This window comes from Pantoea sp. GM01 (genome assembly GCF_000282675.1).
GTDB lineage: Bacteria > Pseudomonadota > Gammaproteobacteria > Enterobacterales > Enterobacteriaceae > Pantoea > Pantoea nemavictus.
Map to the genome: position 1 here is coordinate 1 of NZ_AKIU01000065.1, position 16,063 is coordinate 16,063.

The window sequence follows — 16,063 nt, forward strand, 5'->3', positions numbered from 1 at the left end:
TGGCGTGCCCGCCGCTACCGGCTCGTCAAAACGGACTTCAATACGATCGTCGCCGTGCGGAATGATTTCGCACGGAATGTCAGTCTGGCGATAGCGGGTTTTCACCGTACAGCGCAACGGAGCGGTGATTGGTTGGCGATCGACCCAGTGCAGCTGTTGGGCCATCAAGCCCACCGACATCAGACGCGGATGTTCGGCACCCTGCGCCACCACGAGGCGATTGCGCGCCACATCTTTATCGACCACGTACCAGGGATCGTCATTGCTCTCTTTACGACCGCCAATCCCCAACCCTTTGCGCTGGCCAAGCGTGTGATACATCAACCCCTGATGCTCACCAACGATGTCGCCGTCAACGGTTTCAATTTCACCCGGCTGAGCGGGCAGATAGCGGCCAAGGAAATCGCGGAACTTGCGTTCGCCAATAAAGCAGATGCCGGTGGAATCTTTCTTCTTCGCGGTGATCAGGTCGAGCTGTTCAGCGATACGGCGCACTTCCGGCTTATCCAGTTCACCTACCGGGAACAGGCTTTGCGCAATCTGCTGGTGGCTCAGGGTATAGAGGAAGTAGCTCTGATCTTTATTGCCGTCGAGGCCGCGCAACAGGCGGCTTTGGCCCTCAACATCCTGGCGGCGCACATAGTGGCCGGTGGCAATATAGTCTGCGCCGAGATCGTCCGCCGCAAATTCGAGGAAGGCTTTGAACTTGATCTCTTTGTTGCACAGGATGTCGGGATTCGGCGTGCGTCCCGCTTTGTACTCTTCCAGGAAGTGTTCGAACACGTTATCCCAGTACTCAGCGGCGAAGTTGATTTTGTGCAGTTTGATGCCGAGTTTGTCACACACGGCTTGTGCGTCAGCCAGATCATCGGCGGCGGTGCAATACTCCTCGCCGTCGTCTTCCTCCCAGTTCTTCATGAACAGGCCTTCAACCTGATAGCCCTGCTGTTGCAGTAACCAGGCGGAAACGGAAGAATCGACGCCGCCGGACATTCCGACGATCACTTTTTTCTGGCTGTTGTCAGACATCACGCACTCTTAAATTACGATAAAAACAGGCGGCGCATTCTATCATGCAGAAGCGGGGCGCGCATCCTCATGAAACGGCCACTGGAACGGCGCGACCAGATGCAGCGGATAACGCGCGCCTTGTTGCCACAACCGAACGCTCTCTGCGACTAACGGCGAACGCAGGCGATTGGCCGTCAGAATCTGCTCTGGCGGCAGCCACCAGCAGCAATCAATGTCGCGATCGTGCGGCGAGGTTTCGACTTTTTCGGCCAGATCGAGACCAAACAGGAAACGCACAAAAGGTGTATCGTCCGGCGCAATCCACTGTTGCACGCCGAGAAAATACTCGGGCTGAGCATCAATACCGGTCTCTTCAAACAGTTCGCGCTGCGCGGCTTCCTGAATAGTTTCATTGGCCTCAAGGTGTCCGGCAGGCTGATTCCAGGTAATACGGCCGTGCACCCGCTCTTCAACCACCAGCAAATGTCCCTGAGCCTGCACAATACAAGCGACCGTTACATGAGGTTTAAACATCCTTCCTCCGGAATTGTTAACTAAAAGTTATTAAATGGTGGCGCTGATATCGCACCATTCGCCCGGCGCCAAATCGCCCAACTGGTGCTCACCCATCGCAAAGCGAATCAGGCGCAATGTCGGAAAACCAATATGTGCCGTCATGCGGCGCACCTGCCGATTACGTCCCTCAAACAGCGTGATTTGCAGCCAGCTGGTGGGAATCGCTTTGCGCTCGCGAATCGGCGGCTGGCGCGGCCACAGCCACTTGGGCTCAGCCACTAACTCGACGCCTGCCGGCAAGGTTGGACCATCGTTCAGCGTAACGCCGCTACGTAACAGGGATAAATCTGATTCCTGCGGCGCACCTTCCACCTGCACAAAATAGATTTTTCCGGTGCGCTTGCCGGGCTGCGTCAGCGCCGCCTGCAGCGCGCCGTCGTTGGTTAAAATCATCAAACCTTCGCTATCGCGATCGAGGCGGCCCGCGGCATAAACCTCGCTGATTGGTACAAAATCCTTCAGCGTCCGGCGTCCGGCCTCGTCACTAAATTGCGGCAAAACATCGAAAGGTTTGTTAAAGAGTATGACGCGTCTTGGGCCTTTCGGGCGGGTATCGCGGCGCACGGGCTTGCGTGCCGGGGCGCTTGCGCGCTTATCCTGGTGAAATCGTTGAGAAGTTTTTCGCATGGGCTTTGCAGTCGGAAACATTCGGCGCATTATAGCGCGAAACTACGGTGATTGGCGTAGCGGAAATAATCAAGTAGTATTGACCCGCATCTTACAAATCATTAACAAAAAATCGCTCGAAGGAGAGGTTGATGGAAAGCAAAGTAGTTGTTCCGGCGGAAGGTCAAAAAATCACCCTGGATCAGGGAAAACTGAATGTTCCGAATAACCCGATTATTCCTTACATTGAAGGTGACGGTATCGGCGTTGATGTTTCCCCGGTAATGTTGAAAGTGGTTGATGCCGCTGTGAAGAAAGCCTACAACGGCGAGCGAAAAATTTCCTGGATGGAAATTTATACCGGCGAAAAATCAGTAGAACTCTATGGCCAGGATGTCTGGCTGCCGCAAGAAACCCTCGATTTAATCAAAGAATACCGCGTTGCCATCAAAGGCCCGCTGACGACCCCAGTCGGTGGCGGTATTCGCTCCCTGAACGTTGCGCTGCGCCAGGAGCTGGATCTGTACGTCTGTCTGCGTCCGGTTCGCTACTACAAAGGCACGCCAAGCCCGGTTAAGCGTCCAGAAGAGACCGATATGGTGATCTTCCGCGAAAACTCAGAAGATATCTATGCGGGTATCGAGTGGAAAGCGGGCACGCCAGAAGCGGACAAGGTGATCAAGTTCCTGCGTGAAGAGATGGGCGTGAAGAAAATTCGCTTCCCAGAGCAGTGCGGTATCGGCGTTAAGCCATGCTCGGAAGAGGGTACCAAACGTCTGGTGCGCGCAGCGGTTGAGTACACCATCACCAACGATCGTGATTCTCTGACCCTGGTTCACAAAGGCAACATCATGAAGTTCACCGAAGGCTCTTTCAAAGACTGGGGCTACCAGTTAGTGAAAGAAGAGTTCGGCGGCGAGCTGATCGATGGCGGCCCGTGGATGAAGTTCAAAAACCCGAACACCGGTAAAGAGATCATCGTTAAAGACGTGATCGCCGATGCCTTCCTGCAGCAGATCCTGCTGCGTCCGGCTGAATACGACGTGATCGCCTGTATGAACCTGAACGGTGACTACATCTCTGATGCCCTGGCGGCACAGGTTGGTGGTATCGGTATCGCACCAGGCGCGAACATCGGTGACGAATGTGCGCTGTTCGAAGCGACGCACGGTACAGCACCGAAGTATGCTGGTCAGGATAAAGTGAACCCAGGTTCAGTGATTCTGTCTGCAGAAATGATGCTGCGTCACCTGGAATGGTTCGAAGCTGCTGACTTAATCGTGAAAGGTGTTGAAGGCGCTATCGCTAACAAGACCGTGACCTACGATTTCGAACGTCTGATGGACGGCGCTAAACTGCTGAAATGTTCAGAGTTTGGTGACGCAATCATCAGCAACATGTAATTTGCCGCTCAGGCAGAAAGCATAACGGGAGCCAATGGCTCCCGTTTTTCATTGGGTTAATATTAAAAATAAAGGCTTTAAAGTTATTTAACATCATGTTTATCATTCGCATCCTTTTTTATATATCGTGGTCTGTGTTTTGATTCAATATAAATCCTGCCGATATATTCGCCTAATACTCCGATGCCTATTAGCTGTACACCCCCTAAAAAGAGTATTGAAACTAATATTGAAGGATAACCGGCTACCGCATTCCCCCACACCAACTTATCGATAATCATCCAAATTGCATAAATGAATGATAAGAACGCTACAAAGAAGCCAATATAGCTCCACACTCTTAAGGGAAATGTTGAGAAGCTGGTGAAACCCTCAAGTGCCAAATTCCACAGTTTCCATCCGTTAAACTTAGGCTTACCTGCAACACGCTCAGAGCGATTATAAGTGACTATCGCTGCATCGCCTTGAACCCAGCTTAAAATCCCTTTCATGAAGAGATTGTGTTCCTGTAACCGCTTTATATTTTCAACCGTAGCACGGGAAAGTAAACGAAAGTCTCCCACATTTTCCTCTAACTCTGGTGAGCTGATCACATTATGGAGTTTGTAGAACCAGCTGGCGGTTTGGCGTTTAAAAAAGCTGTCACTGCTTCTGTCAATGCGTTTAGCCAGCACAATCGGCCATCCTTCCTGCCATTTTTCGATAAGCAAGGGAATGACTTCTATCGGATCCTGCAGGTCTACATCAATCGGGATCACCGCATCGCCGGTTGCATGCTCAAGCCCAGCTAGCAAAGCCGGTTCTTTACCGAAGTTGCGAATAAAGGTAACCGACAAAATTGACTCATCCTTCTCCTTCAACGACTGAATGATGTGTTCTGTTCGATCCGTGCTGCCATCATTAACAAAAACAATCTCAACATTGTAGGAGGAGAGTTTTTCTTTCACAGCTCTATAAAATAGGGGAATGGTATCTTCTTCATTAAATACGGGAACAACGAGGGAAATTTTCATTTGTTCACCCTAAAAACGATAAAGTTTGAATAGATGAAGCCAAATATGAGGCTTATAGCCGAGAAAGTAACAAGCGTAATGAACGGGTTGATATGAGTATGATCGGCCAGCAAGCCAATACCGGCGGCCATAGCCCCCATAAAAGCAACAAACATGACATAACGAAAAGGCGTTATTTGGGTTTTGAACGTCCATTTTGCATTAGCAAAAAATGAAAATGTTACGGCAACGCTAAAAGCAATGAAGTTTGCCAGCCATTGACTAACGTGTTGAGAATATATTAGCGCGAATACCACCCAATGAATCAGCGTGTTGATGATCCCAACTGAAAAAAATCTGGAGAATATTTTTAACATTCTGAAAGTTTGTCCAGAGGGTTTCGTTGTTACTTAGCGTAGACAACTATGCTTCAGATGGAAAATTAATCTGTGGGGGAGAGTCAGCGATTAACATGCCATACACCTGCACGGGGTATTGCCGCTCAACGAGTCAGAAAAAAACGGGAGCCACTGGCTCCCGTTGTTTATCGACAGATTAGTCGACTTGCTGCTCATGGGAGGTTGCCTGCTGCGCACGCTCCTGAGAAAGTCGCCAGAAATCGCTGCCGCCGGGATGTTGATACATCCGCAGCGAAAATTGACCGACAATGGCATAGATATATTCGAAAATGGCCGACTGAGAGTTCTCGTAATCCACCCACAGCACTGACGAGGTAAAGCAATAGACCTCCACCGGCAGCCCTTCAGGCGACGGTTTCATCGCGCGCACCACGATATACATATCCTTCTTAATATCGTCCCGCTGCGACAGCCACGCCGTCAGGTATTTACGAAACACGGTCAGATTAGTGATGCCGTTTTCAGCAAACCAGCGTTCGCCCACCGCATTGCTGTCGCGGCCATCCATCAATGCCGAAAGCTGCTCACTGACGCCACGGATCTGGCTCATCTGCTGCACCATGTCATGGTCGAGAAAACGTATCGACATCTGATCAAGATGAAAACTGCGCATAATGCGGCGTGCGCCGGAGGAGAACATCGCCTGCCAGTTGGTGTAGGTTTCGGTGAGGAAATTTTTGGTCGGGATGCGCGACAGCGTATTATCCCAGTTGCGTATGGTGATGGTGTGCAGCGCGATATCGATCACTTCACCGCTGATGCCGTTGTCCGGCATTTCGATCCAGTCACCGAGTTGCAAAACATCGTTCGAAGATACCTGAATATTGGCCACCAGCGACATCAACGTATGCTGGAACACCAACATTAATACCGCAGCCACGGCACCTAAACTGGAGATAATGATCACCGGCGACTTATTCGACATAATCGCTAAAATCATGATTGCCGAAATAATGTGCACCAAAATCTTACCGACCTGAATATAGCCTTTGATTGAATGATTCTTGCGCTTGGCTTTTTTGGAGTAAGAGTTATTAACAATCTCCAGCACTTCGGTAAAGAACAACGATAAATAGACGAAGAACAGAATGCCGCAGATGGTCTTTATCGCTATCAACAGATGCTCGGGCAAATCCGGCATAAACTGCAGCAGATAATAGACGGTAATGACCGGAATAAAGTTGGAGAGTTTCTCCGAAAGTCGCACGTCCTTATCGAGCGGCACCTGATTTTTATGCGTGCTGAAGAACACCTTTCTGACGACTTTAACGATGAAGAATTTGCAGATCAGATGCGCAATCATGCCGGCAAACATCAGTAACAACAGGCTAAATGCGGCAGACAACACCGTATTGCCTTCAATAAAATTTTGGATATTACTTAAATAAGTCATTTCAACCACGTGCCGGACAGTATTGGCGGGAATTCAAACATAAATGCGCGGTCGGCGATATGCGACGCGTGCGCAATATTCAACATCATTGCGGGTTTACAATCCCTTTCACAGAAATTTGAAACTGCTAGCATTTAAACGTTAACAGCCGTGTGTCATAGCGATTAAACCGTTATCTTCAGCGCTTACGATTGAGGAGGTGGTATGCAAGGTGTGATCAAGTTCGTCAAAGGCTGGCTGCTGTTTTCGCTGTTGTGGGGCATTTTCATGTGGTTTGTTTCATGGCAGGCACAAGGCAAAGAGATTGGCATGGTGATCGTGATGAGCTTGTATGCAGGCTTAATTTATCAGGCGCTGATGACCATGGTAGCGCGCTATAAGGCGCGGCGAGCGCAGGTTTGATTATCATCCCACAAAACATGAAGAACGGGGCCAGCGCGGCCCCGTTTTGACGGATTATTTCCGTCCGAGCAGAAAACCGACAATCACACCAATGCTGGCTGCAACAGCCAGACCGGTCGCGGGATTATCGCGTACCGATTTCACCACACAATCCGCTGCATCCTGAACCGCATAGCTGGCCTGAGCCGGATAACGACGCGCCGCGCCTTTAGCTTGCTGACGGCGTGAACCGGTGAATTCGCCAAATTTTTCCTGGACGGCACCTGCCGCTTCATTCAATTTTGCTTCCGCTTTGTCGCTCATGATAACTCCCTGATAGTGGTGAATGTCTTACTTAGCGTAGTCAGAGAAACTGCAGTCGGCAAATGACGCAGCGGTAAAGGTTGTAACAGCAATTTGCAGTACGCGAAAATTCTGCCCAGACTAAAAAGTGCTCAAGTGTACTTTTCTGCACGCCAAACGCACCCTTTTAAACGGGAGGAATCATGAAACGCGATGTGCTCAATGAAGATGATTACGATGAAGTGTGCCGGGTGATCGGCGATGCCGTAATTGTGTTAACCGAACTGGGGCATGAAACCCGGCGGGAGGAGATCACTACGCTGCTGCAGCGCACTCGCCATCAGCGAGCGCATGATGAGCGGGACGAACAGCGCATGCTGGAGCACGCCATCCGTTTAGTGCGGCCTAATTAGGCATTAAAACGCTTATTGGTTTCCCCGATAGGCGGGAAACCAGCTGACCAAAAAGTGGCGCAGATGATCAAAACACCATTCTGCATCGTCGGCCTGCTGGCAGTAATAGCGCAAGGTGACCTTCTCGTAGCGTATATGACGCTGATGCAGCGGTGACCAGCTCCAATCGAGCACGGCGCGCGCGTAATTGATTAGCGTGCCACTCTGCATGCTGTGCTGTTTTTCCTGGCGGCTGAGGTAGAGCTCAAACGCCTGATCGAGACTTTGTGTCTCATCACTGCTGGCGCTTGCTAGCGTCGGGCGAAATGCCACATCGATAAAACCACATACCCCGTCTTCACGCTGCTGCCAGTCGCAGGCCAGCGTCATAAACAGACCATCCTGCAAATTCACCTCTTCCAGCAGACGGCGCAAATTTTCAGAATGTTGCCCGGCGGCAATCTCATCAATCCGCGTGGTCTCCAGCGTGAGGTCAAATCCACACGGGTTGACTGAGCCATCTGCATTGGTGCTGGCAGGGAAGGGGAAATCGATATAGCCGTTGTTATCCAGACACTTTTCCATAAAGCCGATCCGTAACGTAAGATAGCCGGAGAATAAACCATCGTGCGTGACAGCGCACGGCTTATGGGCACGTCCAGGTGATCATGGTGTTCTGGTAGGGATTGATCAGGCGGAACTGTTTATCCGACAGGCGTTGCGCATAGAAACCTTCAGCGGTAATCGCCGAAGGCACATACTGGAAGCGATCGGTAGAGTGCAGCGTGCCGCTTTGGACTTTTACCCCATCGCGGGAGACGGCAAACGCGCTCACCAAATCAAAAATTCGTGCCTGAGTATTGCCCATTGGCTGGCCATAAATCGTCGACACGTCGCCCGGACAGTCGACACCTTTGGGTGCCGAACTGCAGCCAGCTAAAACTAAAAGGGTGAGTACAACCGTGATTCGCCACATGAGCACCTGCTTCATTCCCTGGTTTGCCATGGCACGCCAATGCGTACTGATAAGTGGATCATAGCAGGTCTGACGCTGCTTCCCATTTGTCATTTGTATAATCGTTAAGCGGAAGGAATGTAAGGGGGTGACTTTAGTAGCAGATAAACGTTATTCTTGCCAGCGTTGCGCACCAGGTAAGCAAAACAAGGGTAAATGAATGAAAGAAGAAGAAGCGAGTTTAATGATTCTTCAGCACGCGATCGACAAATTAGAAGCCGACAAAAAAAAGCAGATCATGAACTGTGTAGCGGCCATCCAGGAAGTGATGCAGCGTTTTGAAGCTGAAGAGGCTGGGCTGGCATTGATGTTAGTGGCCGCGCAGGTGGCCGCTGAGTGATTCTCACTGCTGGTAATCTGATCACGCTGTCCATTTGATAGCATTGCTGCTGCGCGGTTGATACGGCTAGCCGCAGCAGCAATGCCATTAGCGATTAATTTGTGTTACCCTCCGAGCAAGAAAATCCCAACGAAATCATCATGTAACCTCAGCGGAGAATCCAATGAAGGCGATAATAATGGCCGTTGGCGTGCTGGCTTGTCAGATTGCGCCCGCCTGGAGCGAAACCGAATATCAAATCACCTGTCCCGGCCGTCCCACCATGACGATATCGCGTGCCGAATATGGCTTAAGCACCTTGATGTGGCCGACGCGCCATTTCCAGATTGCCGCCGGTCAGCAGCGCACCAGCCTGAAAGGGGGAGATAAAGTTGCCATCACCCGTTTTCGTAATGGCGATCAGTTAATCGTCAATAAAAACAACGATGAAACCTTCTTTGTCTATGCCGACAGCAATAAGCTGCTGCCGTGCAGCCGCACGGAAAAGCGCGATGCGCAGATTCTTTCACTGGAACGTTACGACGACAGCGCGCGCCCGAACTCTTGATTCAAATCAATTGCCGCTGGCGCAAATCCAGCGGCGACTGTTCTGCCTCATCAATGGCGGCCAGCCAGCTCTGTAAATTCACCTTCGCCCACGAAAGATGCCCGCGCGTGGTGCTCATCAATACCACATCAGGCCGCAATGAGCGGTAAAGCTCCAGCGACTGCTGCAACTCGCTGGGATTACTCTCTGGCATCAGCACGCTGATCCAGCGATGGTAGTCGCGAGTCAAGGTATCGCCGACAAACAGATAAGTATGGCCGAGCGGAGAGTGATAGAGATAGCTGCTGCTGCCGGGTGTGTGGCCCGGCGTGGGCAATAGGTGAAAATCGCCGAAGTGCGTCTCTTGCTGCGTGAAGGTTTCGTCAGGCTCAATCACTAAGCTAACCGGCCCAAGCGAACGGCTATGGCAGTAGATTGCGCTATTAAAGCGTTGCTGAATGGCTATCGCGCCCGGCGCCGCTTCATGCCAGTGCGTGAAATAGTGGCGGATAACCCCGCCAGCCTCGTCGAGGAATTCGTGGTCGAGCGGATGCTCCACGCGACCAATCAGCAAATTACCGCGCGGATGGCGCAGCATAAAGCCGTGCATCATCAAATCGCTTGCCGTCTCTTCGGCGGGGAATTCGGGCGTGGAGATCCACAAGTCGTCGTACAGTGGCTTCATTGTCGGTCTCCTGCGGCAAAACGTTAGCGCAATGTCGGGTGGCCGGTGAAGGCGAACTGTGCTTCTCCATTCTCAATCTGCAACGTAGCGCTGGCACCCAGCGGCAGCGTCACGGTGTCGGCATCGTGACCAAAAGCCAGATCGCTAATTACCGGAATCTGGTACGCATCACGCATGCGCTGCCACACGGTGGCGAAATCAAAACCATTGTCGTAAGCCGACAGCGAGGTACTGGTAAAGCTGCCGGTGATAATCGCTTGCTGACGCGGCAAAATGCCACTCTGCTGCAGCTGAATCAGCATACGCTCGATGCGGAACGGGTGCTCGTTGACATCTTCGATCACCAGAATGCCGCCTTCAATTTGCGGCATCCACGGCGTACCAATCAGCGAGCATATCATCGCCAGATTGCCGCCCCATAATGTACCTTGCCAACGGCCCTGATCCGGGCTTTCACTGCGCCAGTTTAGGTTAACTGTAGGTGATGTTAGCGCATGCCAAAAGTGTGCCTCGGTAAAATCAGATAATGCCTCTGCGCCGAAGTTACCGGCCAGCATCGGCCCACTGAAGGTAACCAGGCCAGTTTGCGCCAGCAGTGCCAGCTGAATAGCGGTGAAATCGCTGTGTCCACATAGCGCCACCGGCTGATTGAGCAATCGACGCTGCAGGCCGATGTAATCGATCTTATCGAGCAACCGTGATGCGCCATAACCGCCGCGTACGGCCAGCACGATATCGGGTAGATGTTCCAGCGTTGCCAACCCATTGATATCATCCAACCGCTCAACATCATCACCAGCAAAACGTTGATAGCGGCGAGTAATCGCTGATTGATTCTGTAGGTGATGGCCTGCGGCCTGTAAACGGCTGACCGCGCGCTGGGCGGCGTCCTGATTGTGGCAATAGCCGGAAGGGGCGATGAGACGTAGCGTGCGGGGAGTAACCATAACTTCCATCCTGCTGTAGAGTGGCCTGCCGATGATGTCGAAATGCGTTATTGAAGTCACGGTAGCATAAGGTTTTTTATCGATTTAGGATAAACGGTAATTTTGCATCGCGCTGCGCCAGGTATGATAGCTTGCGCCAACCCTATTGCGGAACCAAAAATCAGTGAAAATTCGCCTACTTATGCTTTCTGCACTGCTGCTTGCGGGCTGTTCAAGTGAGCCGGAAAAACCGGCACTGCCCGAGAAGAATACGCCGTTAACCCAGGCTCCGCCGTCGAAAGTGAATGATGCATGGTCAATGTTTACCGAAGATGCCGCCAGTCATTATGGCGTTGATGAGAAGTTAATCAGCGCCATTATTAGTGTCGAATCCGGAGGCAATCCCACCGTAGTGAGCCGCTCCAATGCGGTTGGGTTGATGCAAATTAAGGCGTCCACCGCCGGTCGCGAAGTCTATCGCACCCAAGGCCGCCACGGTCAGCCGTCCTCTTCTGAGCTGCGCGATCCGGCGAAGAACATCGATATCGGTGCAGCATATCTGAAAATTCTGCAGGACTCGGCGCTGGCGGGCATTCGCGATCCGCTGACGCTGCGTTATGCCACCATCGTTTCCTACGCCAACGGTGCAGGGGCGCTATTGCGCACCTTCTCGCGCGACCGCGATCGTGCCATTGCGATGATCAACTCCATGACGCCGGATGAGTTTTACCAGCACGTCCAGAACAAACATCCGGCGGCGCAGGCCCCGCGTTATTTGTGGAAGGTTACCACCGCGTATCGCACCATCGGGTAATGTTGATAAGGTCGCCATTCCTGGCGACCTTATCAACAACCCCACTACCATAGCGACCTGACTAACAACCCCACCACATCAACCCTCAGCCAATAATCTCGCCGTCGGATAATCGACAATCAACACTTGCACGTAGCCGCCGCGTAACGCGCCGCGAATCGCCTGCGCTTTCTCTTTGCCGCCGGCGAGTGCCACCACTTGCGGACAGCGTTTAACCTGCGCCAGCTCCATACCAATCACCGGATCTTCTGCCGCGCTCAGCACCGGCTGACCATCGGCATCGAAATAGTGCAGGCAAATATCACCCACCGCGCCACGTTCGGCCAGCGTGCGCAGCATCTCGCCGTCGTAATAGTTGCCGGAGTTACGTAGCAGGGCGGATGGCTCGAGATCGCCAATGCCGACAATCGCCAGATCCACCTGATCAAACTTCTCCAGTACCACCGCCACCTCGGGATTAACCGACAAACGCTGGCGATCCTGCACCGAATGCTCAATCGATTGCGATGGCAGCAGCCACGCTGGACAATCCAGCAGCGCCGCCAGATTCTGCGTCAGGATCGTCGCCTGCACGTTGCCATTGGCGCCCACGCCGCCCAGCAGCTGAATCACGCCTTTACAGGGCGCGCTCAGCGGATGCAGGGCATCCACCATGGCACGAATGGTGCCGCTCCAGGACGAAATGCCAATCAGCTCATCGGCACGCAGACGCGTTTCCAGATAGTGCGCGGCAGCGGAACCAATTGCCTGTTTAATCTGCAAAGCCGATGCCTGATCCGGCACATCCACCACGATCACCTGCGGCAGTTGATACAGCTGCTCAATGGCTTTTTCCAGTTCGGGAAACACGTTGGCGGGCGGTACCACGCTGATCTTCACCACACCTTCTTTTACGCTGCGATTGAGAATGCGCGACACGAAGGATTGCGACAGCTTCAGCAGCTGCGCGATGTCGGATTGCTTCCTGCCTTCCACATAATAGAGCGTGGCGATTTTCACCATCAGCCGCTGTTCATCCTGTTTTGCCATGGTTTTTTCTCTCTCTTAACCTGCCTGGTATTGTTAATCAGCCGCCCATAAATAACAACGCAGAACATTTTGTGATCGTTTTCGCTTTTTGAGGATCGCGCAATGGACGTGCTCAGAAAGGCAGCGCATAGTCATTATGCATATAAAATCGCAATTGAATATATATTCAATCGGAGATAACAAATGAAAGCCTCTGTTCTCAAAGTCTCTCTACTTGCTTCAATCATGATGATATCGGCAGCATCGCTCGCGGCAGATAAGGGATTGCTGGCCATTATTACGCCCTCGCACGACAACCCGTTCTTTAAAGCGGAAGCCGACGGCGCGCAGGAAAAAGCCAAAGCGCTGGGCTACACCACGCTGGTGGCATCACATGATGATGACGTCAACAAGCAGAACCAGCTGATCGAAACCGCCATCGCGCGCAAAGCTAAAGCCATCATCCTTGATAACGCCGGCGCTGATGCCACCGTTGGACCGGTACAGAAAGCGAAAGATGCCGGTATTCCAACCTTCCTCATCGACCGTGAAATCAATAAAACCGGCATCGCCGTGGCACAAATTGTCTCCAACAACTATCAGGGCGCACAGCTCGGTGCGGAGAAGTTCGCCAAGCTGCTGAACGGCAAAGGCGATTATGTGGAGCTGCTGGGGAAAGAGTCTGATACCAATGCGGGCGTGCGTTCGCAGGGTTATCACGATGTGCTGGATGATTATCCCGATCTGAAAATGGTGGCACAGCAGAGTGCCAACTGGAGCCAGACCGAAGCCTTTAGTCGTATGGAAACCATCCTGCAGAAAAACCCAAACATTGTCGGGGTGATCTCCGGTAACGACACCATGGCGCTGGGTGCGGAAGCGGCGTTAAAAGCCGCGGGTAAAACCAATGTCATTATCGTGGGTTTCGACGGCAGTGATTACACCCGTGATTCCATCATCAACAAAGGCAATATCAAAGCCACGGTGCTGCAGCCGGGCTGGGATCAGGCGCAGATGGCGGTTGAACAGGTGGATTATTATCTGAAGAACGGCAAAGCGCAGAAAGAAGAGAAACAGCTGATGGATTGCGTGCTGATTGATGACAGCAATGCCTCGAAGCTGAAAACCTTCAAGCTGGCGCAATAAGATGGCGGACGGCATGAAGGGCAAGGTGCTGGTCGCGCTGCTGACGCTGATGTTAGCCGCCTGTACCGTGGTGGATCTGGATGCCAACGGCAATCCCATCATGCCGAAAGATCCTAACGCTAAGCCGGGTTACCGCGATCAGACACCGCAGCAGATCGCCGAATCGAGCTGGGCCAGCCGCGTGCAGCAGCCTGCAGAGAAGCAGGCGCTGAGCTGGGCAGATATGGAAACCAAAAGTCATACCGTCAAAGCGGGCGGCAGCGAAAGCGTGTTTGTGCGCGCATCGGGCACGGTGACGGCGTTTGATACCAGCAACGACCGTGAGCGCAGCCTCACCATGACCATCAACGGCAAGCCGGTGAAGGTGCTGATCGGCCCGGTACTGCGTGGCAATGCCATTCGCGATGCCGCCGGCTTCCGTTTTGAAGAGTTCACCAATCAGGTGCAATACGCGCAACTGACCAAAGCGCTCAATCGCCATGCGGTGAAGCAGCTGCCTGCGGTGGATGCCAGTTGGGTGGGTAAGCCAGCACAGGCGCTACTCGCGGTCAGCATGGGCGCCGGCACGGTGGACGATGTGGTGGCGATTCAGCTGCAGCAGGGGAATCCATGATGAGCGACGAGATTATTCTGCAGGCCAATCAGATGTCGATGCTGTTTCCCGGCACGTTAGCCTTGGATCGCGTGGATTACCGCGTATGGCGCGGCAAAGTCAACGTCATCATCGGCGAGAACGGGGCGGGTAAATCGACGCTCATGAAGATTCTCGCCGGCGTGCAGCAGCCGACCAGTGGCGAGATGTTTCTTAACGGACAAAAAGTGGCGTTCAGCAGCACGCGTGACGCCGCGCGCCACGGCATCGGCATGGTGCATCAGGAACTTAACCTGTTCGAAAACCTTAGCGTGGCAGAGAATATTTTTCTCGGTCGCGAAATTCAGCACGGCATACGTCCGATCAACGAAGCCGAGCAGAAGCGCCGCACCGCCGCGCTGATGCAGCGCCTCGACCAACCCATTTCACCGGATGAGAAGGTCGGCAACCTCAAAGTCGGCCAGCAGCAGCTGGTGGAGATTGCCAAAGCGCTGGCGGAAGATGCCGACATTTTGATCCTTGATGAACCGACCTCGGCACTGAGCAAAACCGAAGTTGAAATTCTGTTTCGGGTGATCCGCGAACTGACGCGCCAGGGCGTTTCCATCATCTACATCTCGCATCGGCTGGAGGAGCTGATGGCGATTGGCGATGTCATCACCATTCTGCGCGACGGCCGTTTTCAGGCTGAAGCCCAGGTGAGCGATATCGACGTGCCGTGGATCGTGCATGAAATGCTCGGCAGCGATCCGGTTAACACCTTCCTGCCACCGAACCGGCAGTTTGGCGCGCCGGTGCTGGAAGCCGAACACATCACCTGCGTCAGCCCGAACGGCAACACGCTGGTCGATGACGTCAGTTTTCAGGTGCGTTCCGGCGAAATTGTCGGCATTTACGGCTTAATGGGCGCCGGTCGTACCGAGCTGTTTGAGTGCTTGCTCGGCACCCAGCGTAGCTATCTGGGCAAACTGTGGCTTGACAGTAAACCGCTGCCGACGCGGCTTCCCACCGCGGAACGCATTCGCATGGGCATGAGTTTGGTACCGGAAGATCGCAAACGCTCAGGCATTTTTCCCATCTCGTCGGTGGCGAGCAATCTGACCATCGCCAGTCTGTGGCGGCGCTTATCCCATCGTACGGTGATCTCTGAGCAGGCCGAACGCGAGGTGGTGGCCAGCACGGTGGGCAATCTGGCCATCAAAATCTCCTCGCCGGATGTCGCCATCAGCGCGTTAAGCGGCGGCAATCAGCAAAAGGTGGTGATTGGCCGTTCGCTGCTGACCAACCCGCGTTTGCTGCTGCTGGATGAGCCGAGTCGCGGTATCGACGTCGGCGCCAAAGCGGAAGTGTTCCGCATGATGGTGAAGCTGTCGGAGCAGGGGATTGCGGTGGTGTTCTCAACCTCTGACCTGAAAGAAATCATGGCCGTTGCCGACCGCATCATGGTGATGTCCGGCGGCAAATTAACTGCTGACCTGCCGCGCGCTGAAGCGGAAGAGGCGGCGCTGGTTAAAGCAAGCGCACAAGGGTTCTGA

Annotated in this window: 21 protein-coding genes; 9 read left to right on the top strand and 12 right to left on the bottom strand. The window is 53.0% G+C overall.

Annotated elements, in window-relative coordinates; all coding sequences use genetic code 11:
* From mnmA to rluE, 3 genes are all read right to left on the bottom strand, one after another.
* On the bottom strand, positions 1-1,029 hold a 1,029-nt coding region (gene mnmA / locus PMI17_RS18615), incomplete at its 3' end, for a tRNA 2-thiouridine(34) synthase MnmA (RefSeq protein WP_007891492.1).
* A 42-nt stretch (positions 1,030-1,071) separates the two neighbouring features.
* Positions 1,072-1,545, bottom strand: a complete 474-nt coding sequence (locus PMI17_RS18620; RefSeq protein ID WP_007891493.1) for an NUDIX domain-containing protein — start codon at positions 1,543-1,545, stop codon at positions 1,072-1,074.
* A 30-nt stretch (positions 1,546-1,575) separates the two neighbouring features.
* On the bottom strand, positions 1,576-2,214 hold the full coding sequence (gene rluE / locus PMI17_RS18625; RefSeq protein ID WP_007891495.1) for a 23S rRNA pseudouridine(2457) synthase RluE: 639 nt from the start codon (positions 2,212-2,214) through the stop codon (positions 1,576-1,578).
* Positions 2,215-2,345: 131 nt separating this feature from the next.
* On the opposite strand from rluE, the gene icd reads away from it, so the two are divergent.
* On the top strand, positions 2,346-3,596 hold the full coding sequence (icd, locus tag PMI17_RS18630; RefSeq protein WP_007891496.1) for an NADP-dependent isocitrate dehydrogenase: 1,251 nt from the start codon (positions 2,346-2,348) through the stop codon (positions 3,594-3,596).
* 83 nt (positions 3,597-3,679) lie between these two features.
* On the opposite strand, the gene PMI17_RS18635 is transcribed toward icd, so the two are convergent.
* From PMI17_RS18635 to PMI17_RS18645, 3 genes are all read right to left on the bottom strand, one after another.
* The gene (locus PMI17_RS18635) at positions 3,680-4,609 is read right to left on the bottom strand and encodes a glycosyltransferase family 2 protein (RefSeq protein WP_007891502.1); all 930 of its coding nucleotides are present in this window, start codon (positions 4,607-4,609) and stop codon (positions 3,680-3,682) included.
* Positions 4,606-4,965: a GtrA family protein gene (locus PMI17_RS18640; RefSeq protein ID WP_007891506.1), complete on the bottom strand. Its 360-nt coding sequence runs from the start codon at positions 4,963-4,965 to the stop codon at positions 4,606-4,608. Before PMI17_RS18640 ends, PMI17_RS18635 begins: the two co-directional genes overlap by 4 nt.
* Positions 4,966-5,143: 178 nt before the next feature.
* The gene (locus tag PMI17_RS18645; protein WP_007891508.1) at positions 5,144-6,400 is read right to left on the bottom strand and encodes a mechanosensitive ion channel family protein; all 1,257 of its coding nucleotides are present in this window, start codon (positions 6,398-6,400) and stop codon (positions 5,144-5,146) included.
* A gap of 204 nt (positions 6,401-6,604) precedes the next feature.
* Here PMI17_RS18645 and PMI17_RS18650 point away from each other — a divergent pair, with 204 nt between their 5' ends.
* Positions 6,605-6,802, top strand: coding sequence for a DUF6404 family protein (locus PMI17_RS18650; RefSeq protein ID WP_007891509.1), 198 nt, complete (start codon positions 6,605-6,607; stop codon positions 6,800-6,802).
* 54 nt (positions 6,803-6,856) lie between these two features.
* On the opposite strand, the gene PMI17_RS18655 is transcribed toward PMI17_RS18650, so the two are convergent.
* Positions 6,857-7,105, bottom strand: coding sequence for a CsbD family protein (locus tag PMI17_RS18655; protein ID WP_007891510.1), 249 nt, complete (start codon positions 7,103-7,105; stop codon positions 6,857-6,859).
* A gap of 182 nt (positions 7,106-7,287) precedes the next feature.
* Here PMI17_RS18655 and PMI17_RS18660 point away from each other — a divergent pair, with 182 nt between their 5' ends.
* Entirely contained in the window at positions 7,288-7,497 is a 210-nt protein-coding gene (locus tag PMI17_RS18660; protein WP_007891512.1) for a DUF2767 family protein, read from the top strand.
* Positions 7,498-7,509: 12 nt separating this feature from the next.
* On the opposite strand, the gene PMI17_RS18665 is transcribed toward PMI17_RS18660, so the two are convergent.
* Together PMI17_RS18665 and PMI17_RS18670 are read right to left on the bottom strand one after the other, a co-directional pair.
* Complete coding sequence (locus tag PMI17_RS18665; protein WP_007891514.1) at positions 7,510-8,061, bottom strand: hypothetical protein; 552 nt, start codon at positions 8,059-8,061, stop codon at positions 7,510-7,512.
* A gap of 61 nt (positions 8,062-8,122) precedes the next feature.
* Entirely contained in the window at positions 8,123-8,452 is a 330-nt protein-coding gene (locus tag PMI17_RS18670) for a hypothetical protein (RefSeq protein WP_007891515.1), read from the bottom strand.
* A gap of 199 nt (positions 8,453-8,651) precedes the next feature.
* Between PMI17_RS18670 and PMI17_RS18675 the strand changes: the two genes are divergently transcribed.
* Positions 8,652-8,831: a hypothetical protein gene (locus PMI17_RS18675; RefSeq protein ID WP_007891517.1), complete on the top strand. Its 180-nt coding sequence runs from the start codon at positions 8,652-8,654 to the stop codon at positions 8,829-8,831.
* Positions 8,832-8,994: 163 nt separating this feature from the next.
* Positions 8,995-9,378, top strand: coding sequence for a hypothetical protein (locus PMI17_RS18680; protein ID WP_007891524.1), 384 nt, complete (start codon positions 8,995-8,997; stop codon positions 9,376-9,378).
* Position 9,379: 1 nt separating this feature from the next.
* Here the strand turns inward: PMI17_RS18680 and PMI17_RS18685 are convergent, their stop codons facing one another.
* The gene (locus PMI17_RS18685) at positions 9,380-10,042 is read right to left on the bottom strand and encodes an MBL fold metallo-hydrolase (RefSeq protein WP_007891525.1); all 663 of its coding nucleotides are present in this window, start codon (positions 10,040-10,042) and stop codon (positions 9,380-9,382) included.
* 23 nt (positions 10,043-10,065) lie between these two features.
* Positions 10,066-10,989, bottom strand: coding sequence for a muramoyltetrapeptide carboxypeptidase (gene ldcA, locus PMI17_RS18690; RefSeq protein ID WP_007891531.1), 924 nt, complete (start codon positions 10,987-10,989; stop codon positions 10,066-10,068).
* 163 nt (positions 10,990-11,152) lie between these two features.
* On the opposite strand from ldcA, the gene emtA reads away from it, so the two are divergent.
* On the top strand, positions 11,153-11,782 hold the full coding sequence (gene emtA, locus PMI17_RS18695) for a membrane-bound lytic murein transglycosylase EmtA (protein ID WP_072093393.1): 630 nt from the start codon (positions 11,153-11,155) through the stop codon (positions 11,780-11,782).
* A 78-nt stretch (positions 11,783-11,860) separates the two neighbouring features.
* Here emtA and PMI17_RS18700 read toward each other — a convergent pair whose 3' ends face one another.
* Entirely contained in the window at positions 11,861-12,811 is a 951-nt protein-coding gene (locus PMI17_RS18700) for a sugar-binding transcriptional regulator (RefSeq protein WP_007891536.1), read from the bottom strand.
* A gap of 183 nt (positions 12,812-12,994) precedes the next feature.
* On the opposite strand from PMI17_RS18700, the gene PMI17_RS18705 reads away from it, so the two are divergent.
* The 3 genes from PMI17_RS18705 to PMI17_RS18715 are packed head-to-tail and all read left to right on the top strand — an operon-like array spanning position 12,995 to position 16,063.
* On the top strand, positions 12,995-13,936 hold the full coding sequence (locus PMI17_RS18705; protein WP_007891538.1) for a D-ribose ABC transporter substrate-binding protein: 942 nt from the start codon (positions 12,995-12,997) through the stop codon (positions 13,934-13,936).
* A gap of 13 nt (positions 13,937-13,949) precedes the next feature.
* The gene (locus tag PMI17_RS18710; RefSeq protein WP_007891540.1) at positions 13,950-14,549 is read left to right on the top strand and encodes a DUF2291 family protein; all 600 of its coding nucleotides are present in this window, start codon (positions 13,950-13,952) and stop codon (positions 14,547-14,549) included.
* A complete protein-coding gene (locus PMI17_RS18715; RefSeq protein WP_036621842.1) occupies positions 14,549-16,063 on the top strand; it encodes a sugar ABC transporter ATP-binding protein in 1,515 nt (504 codons plus the stop codon). The genes PMI17_RS18710 and PMI17_RS18715 overlap by 1 nt, the downstream gene beginning before the upstream one ends.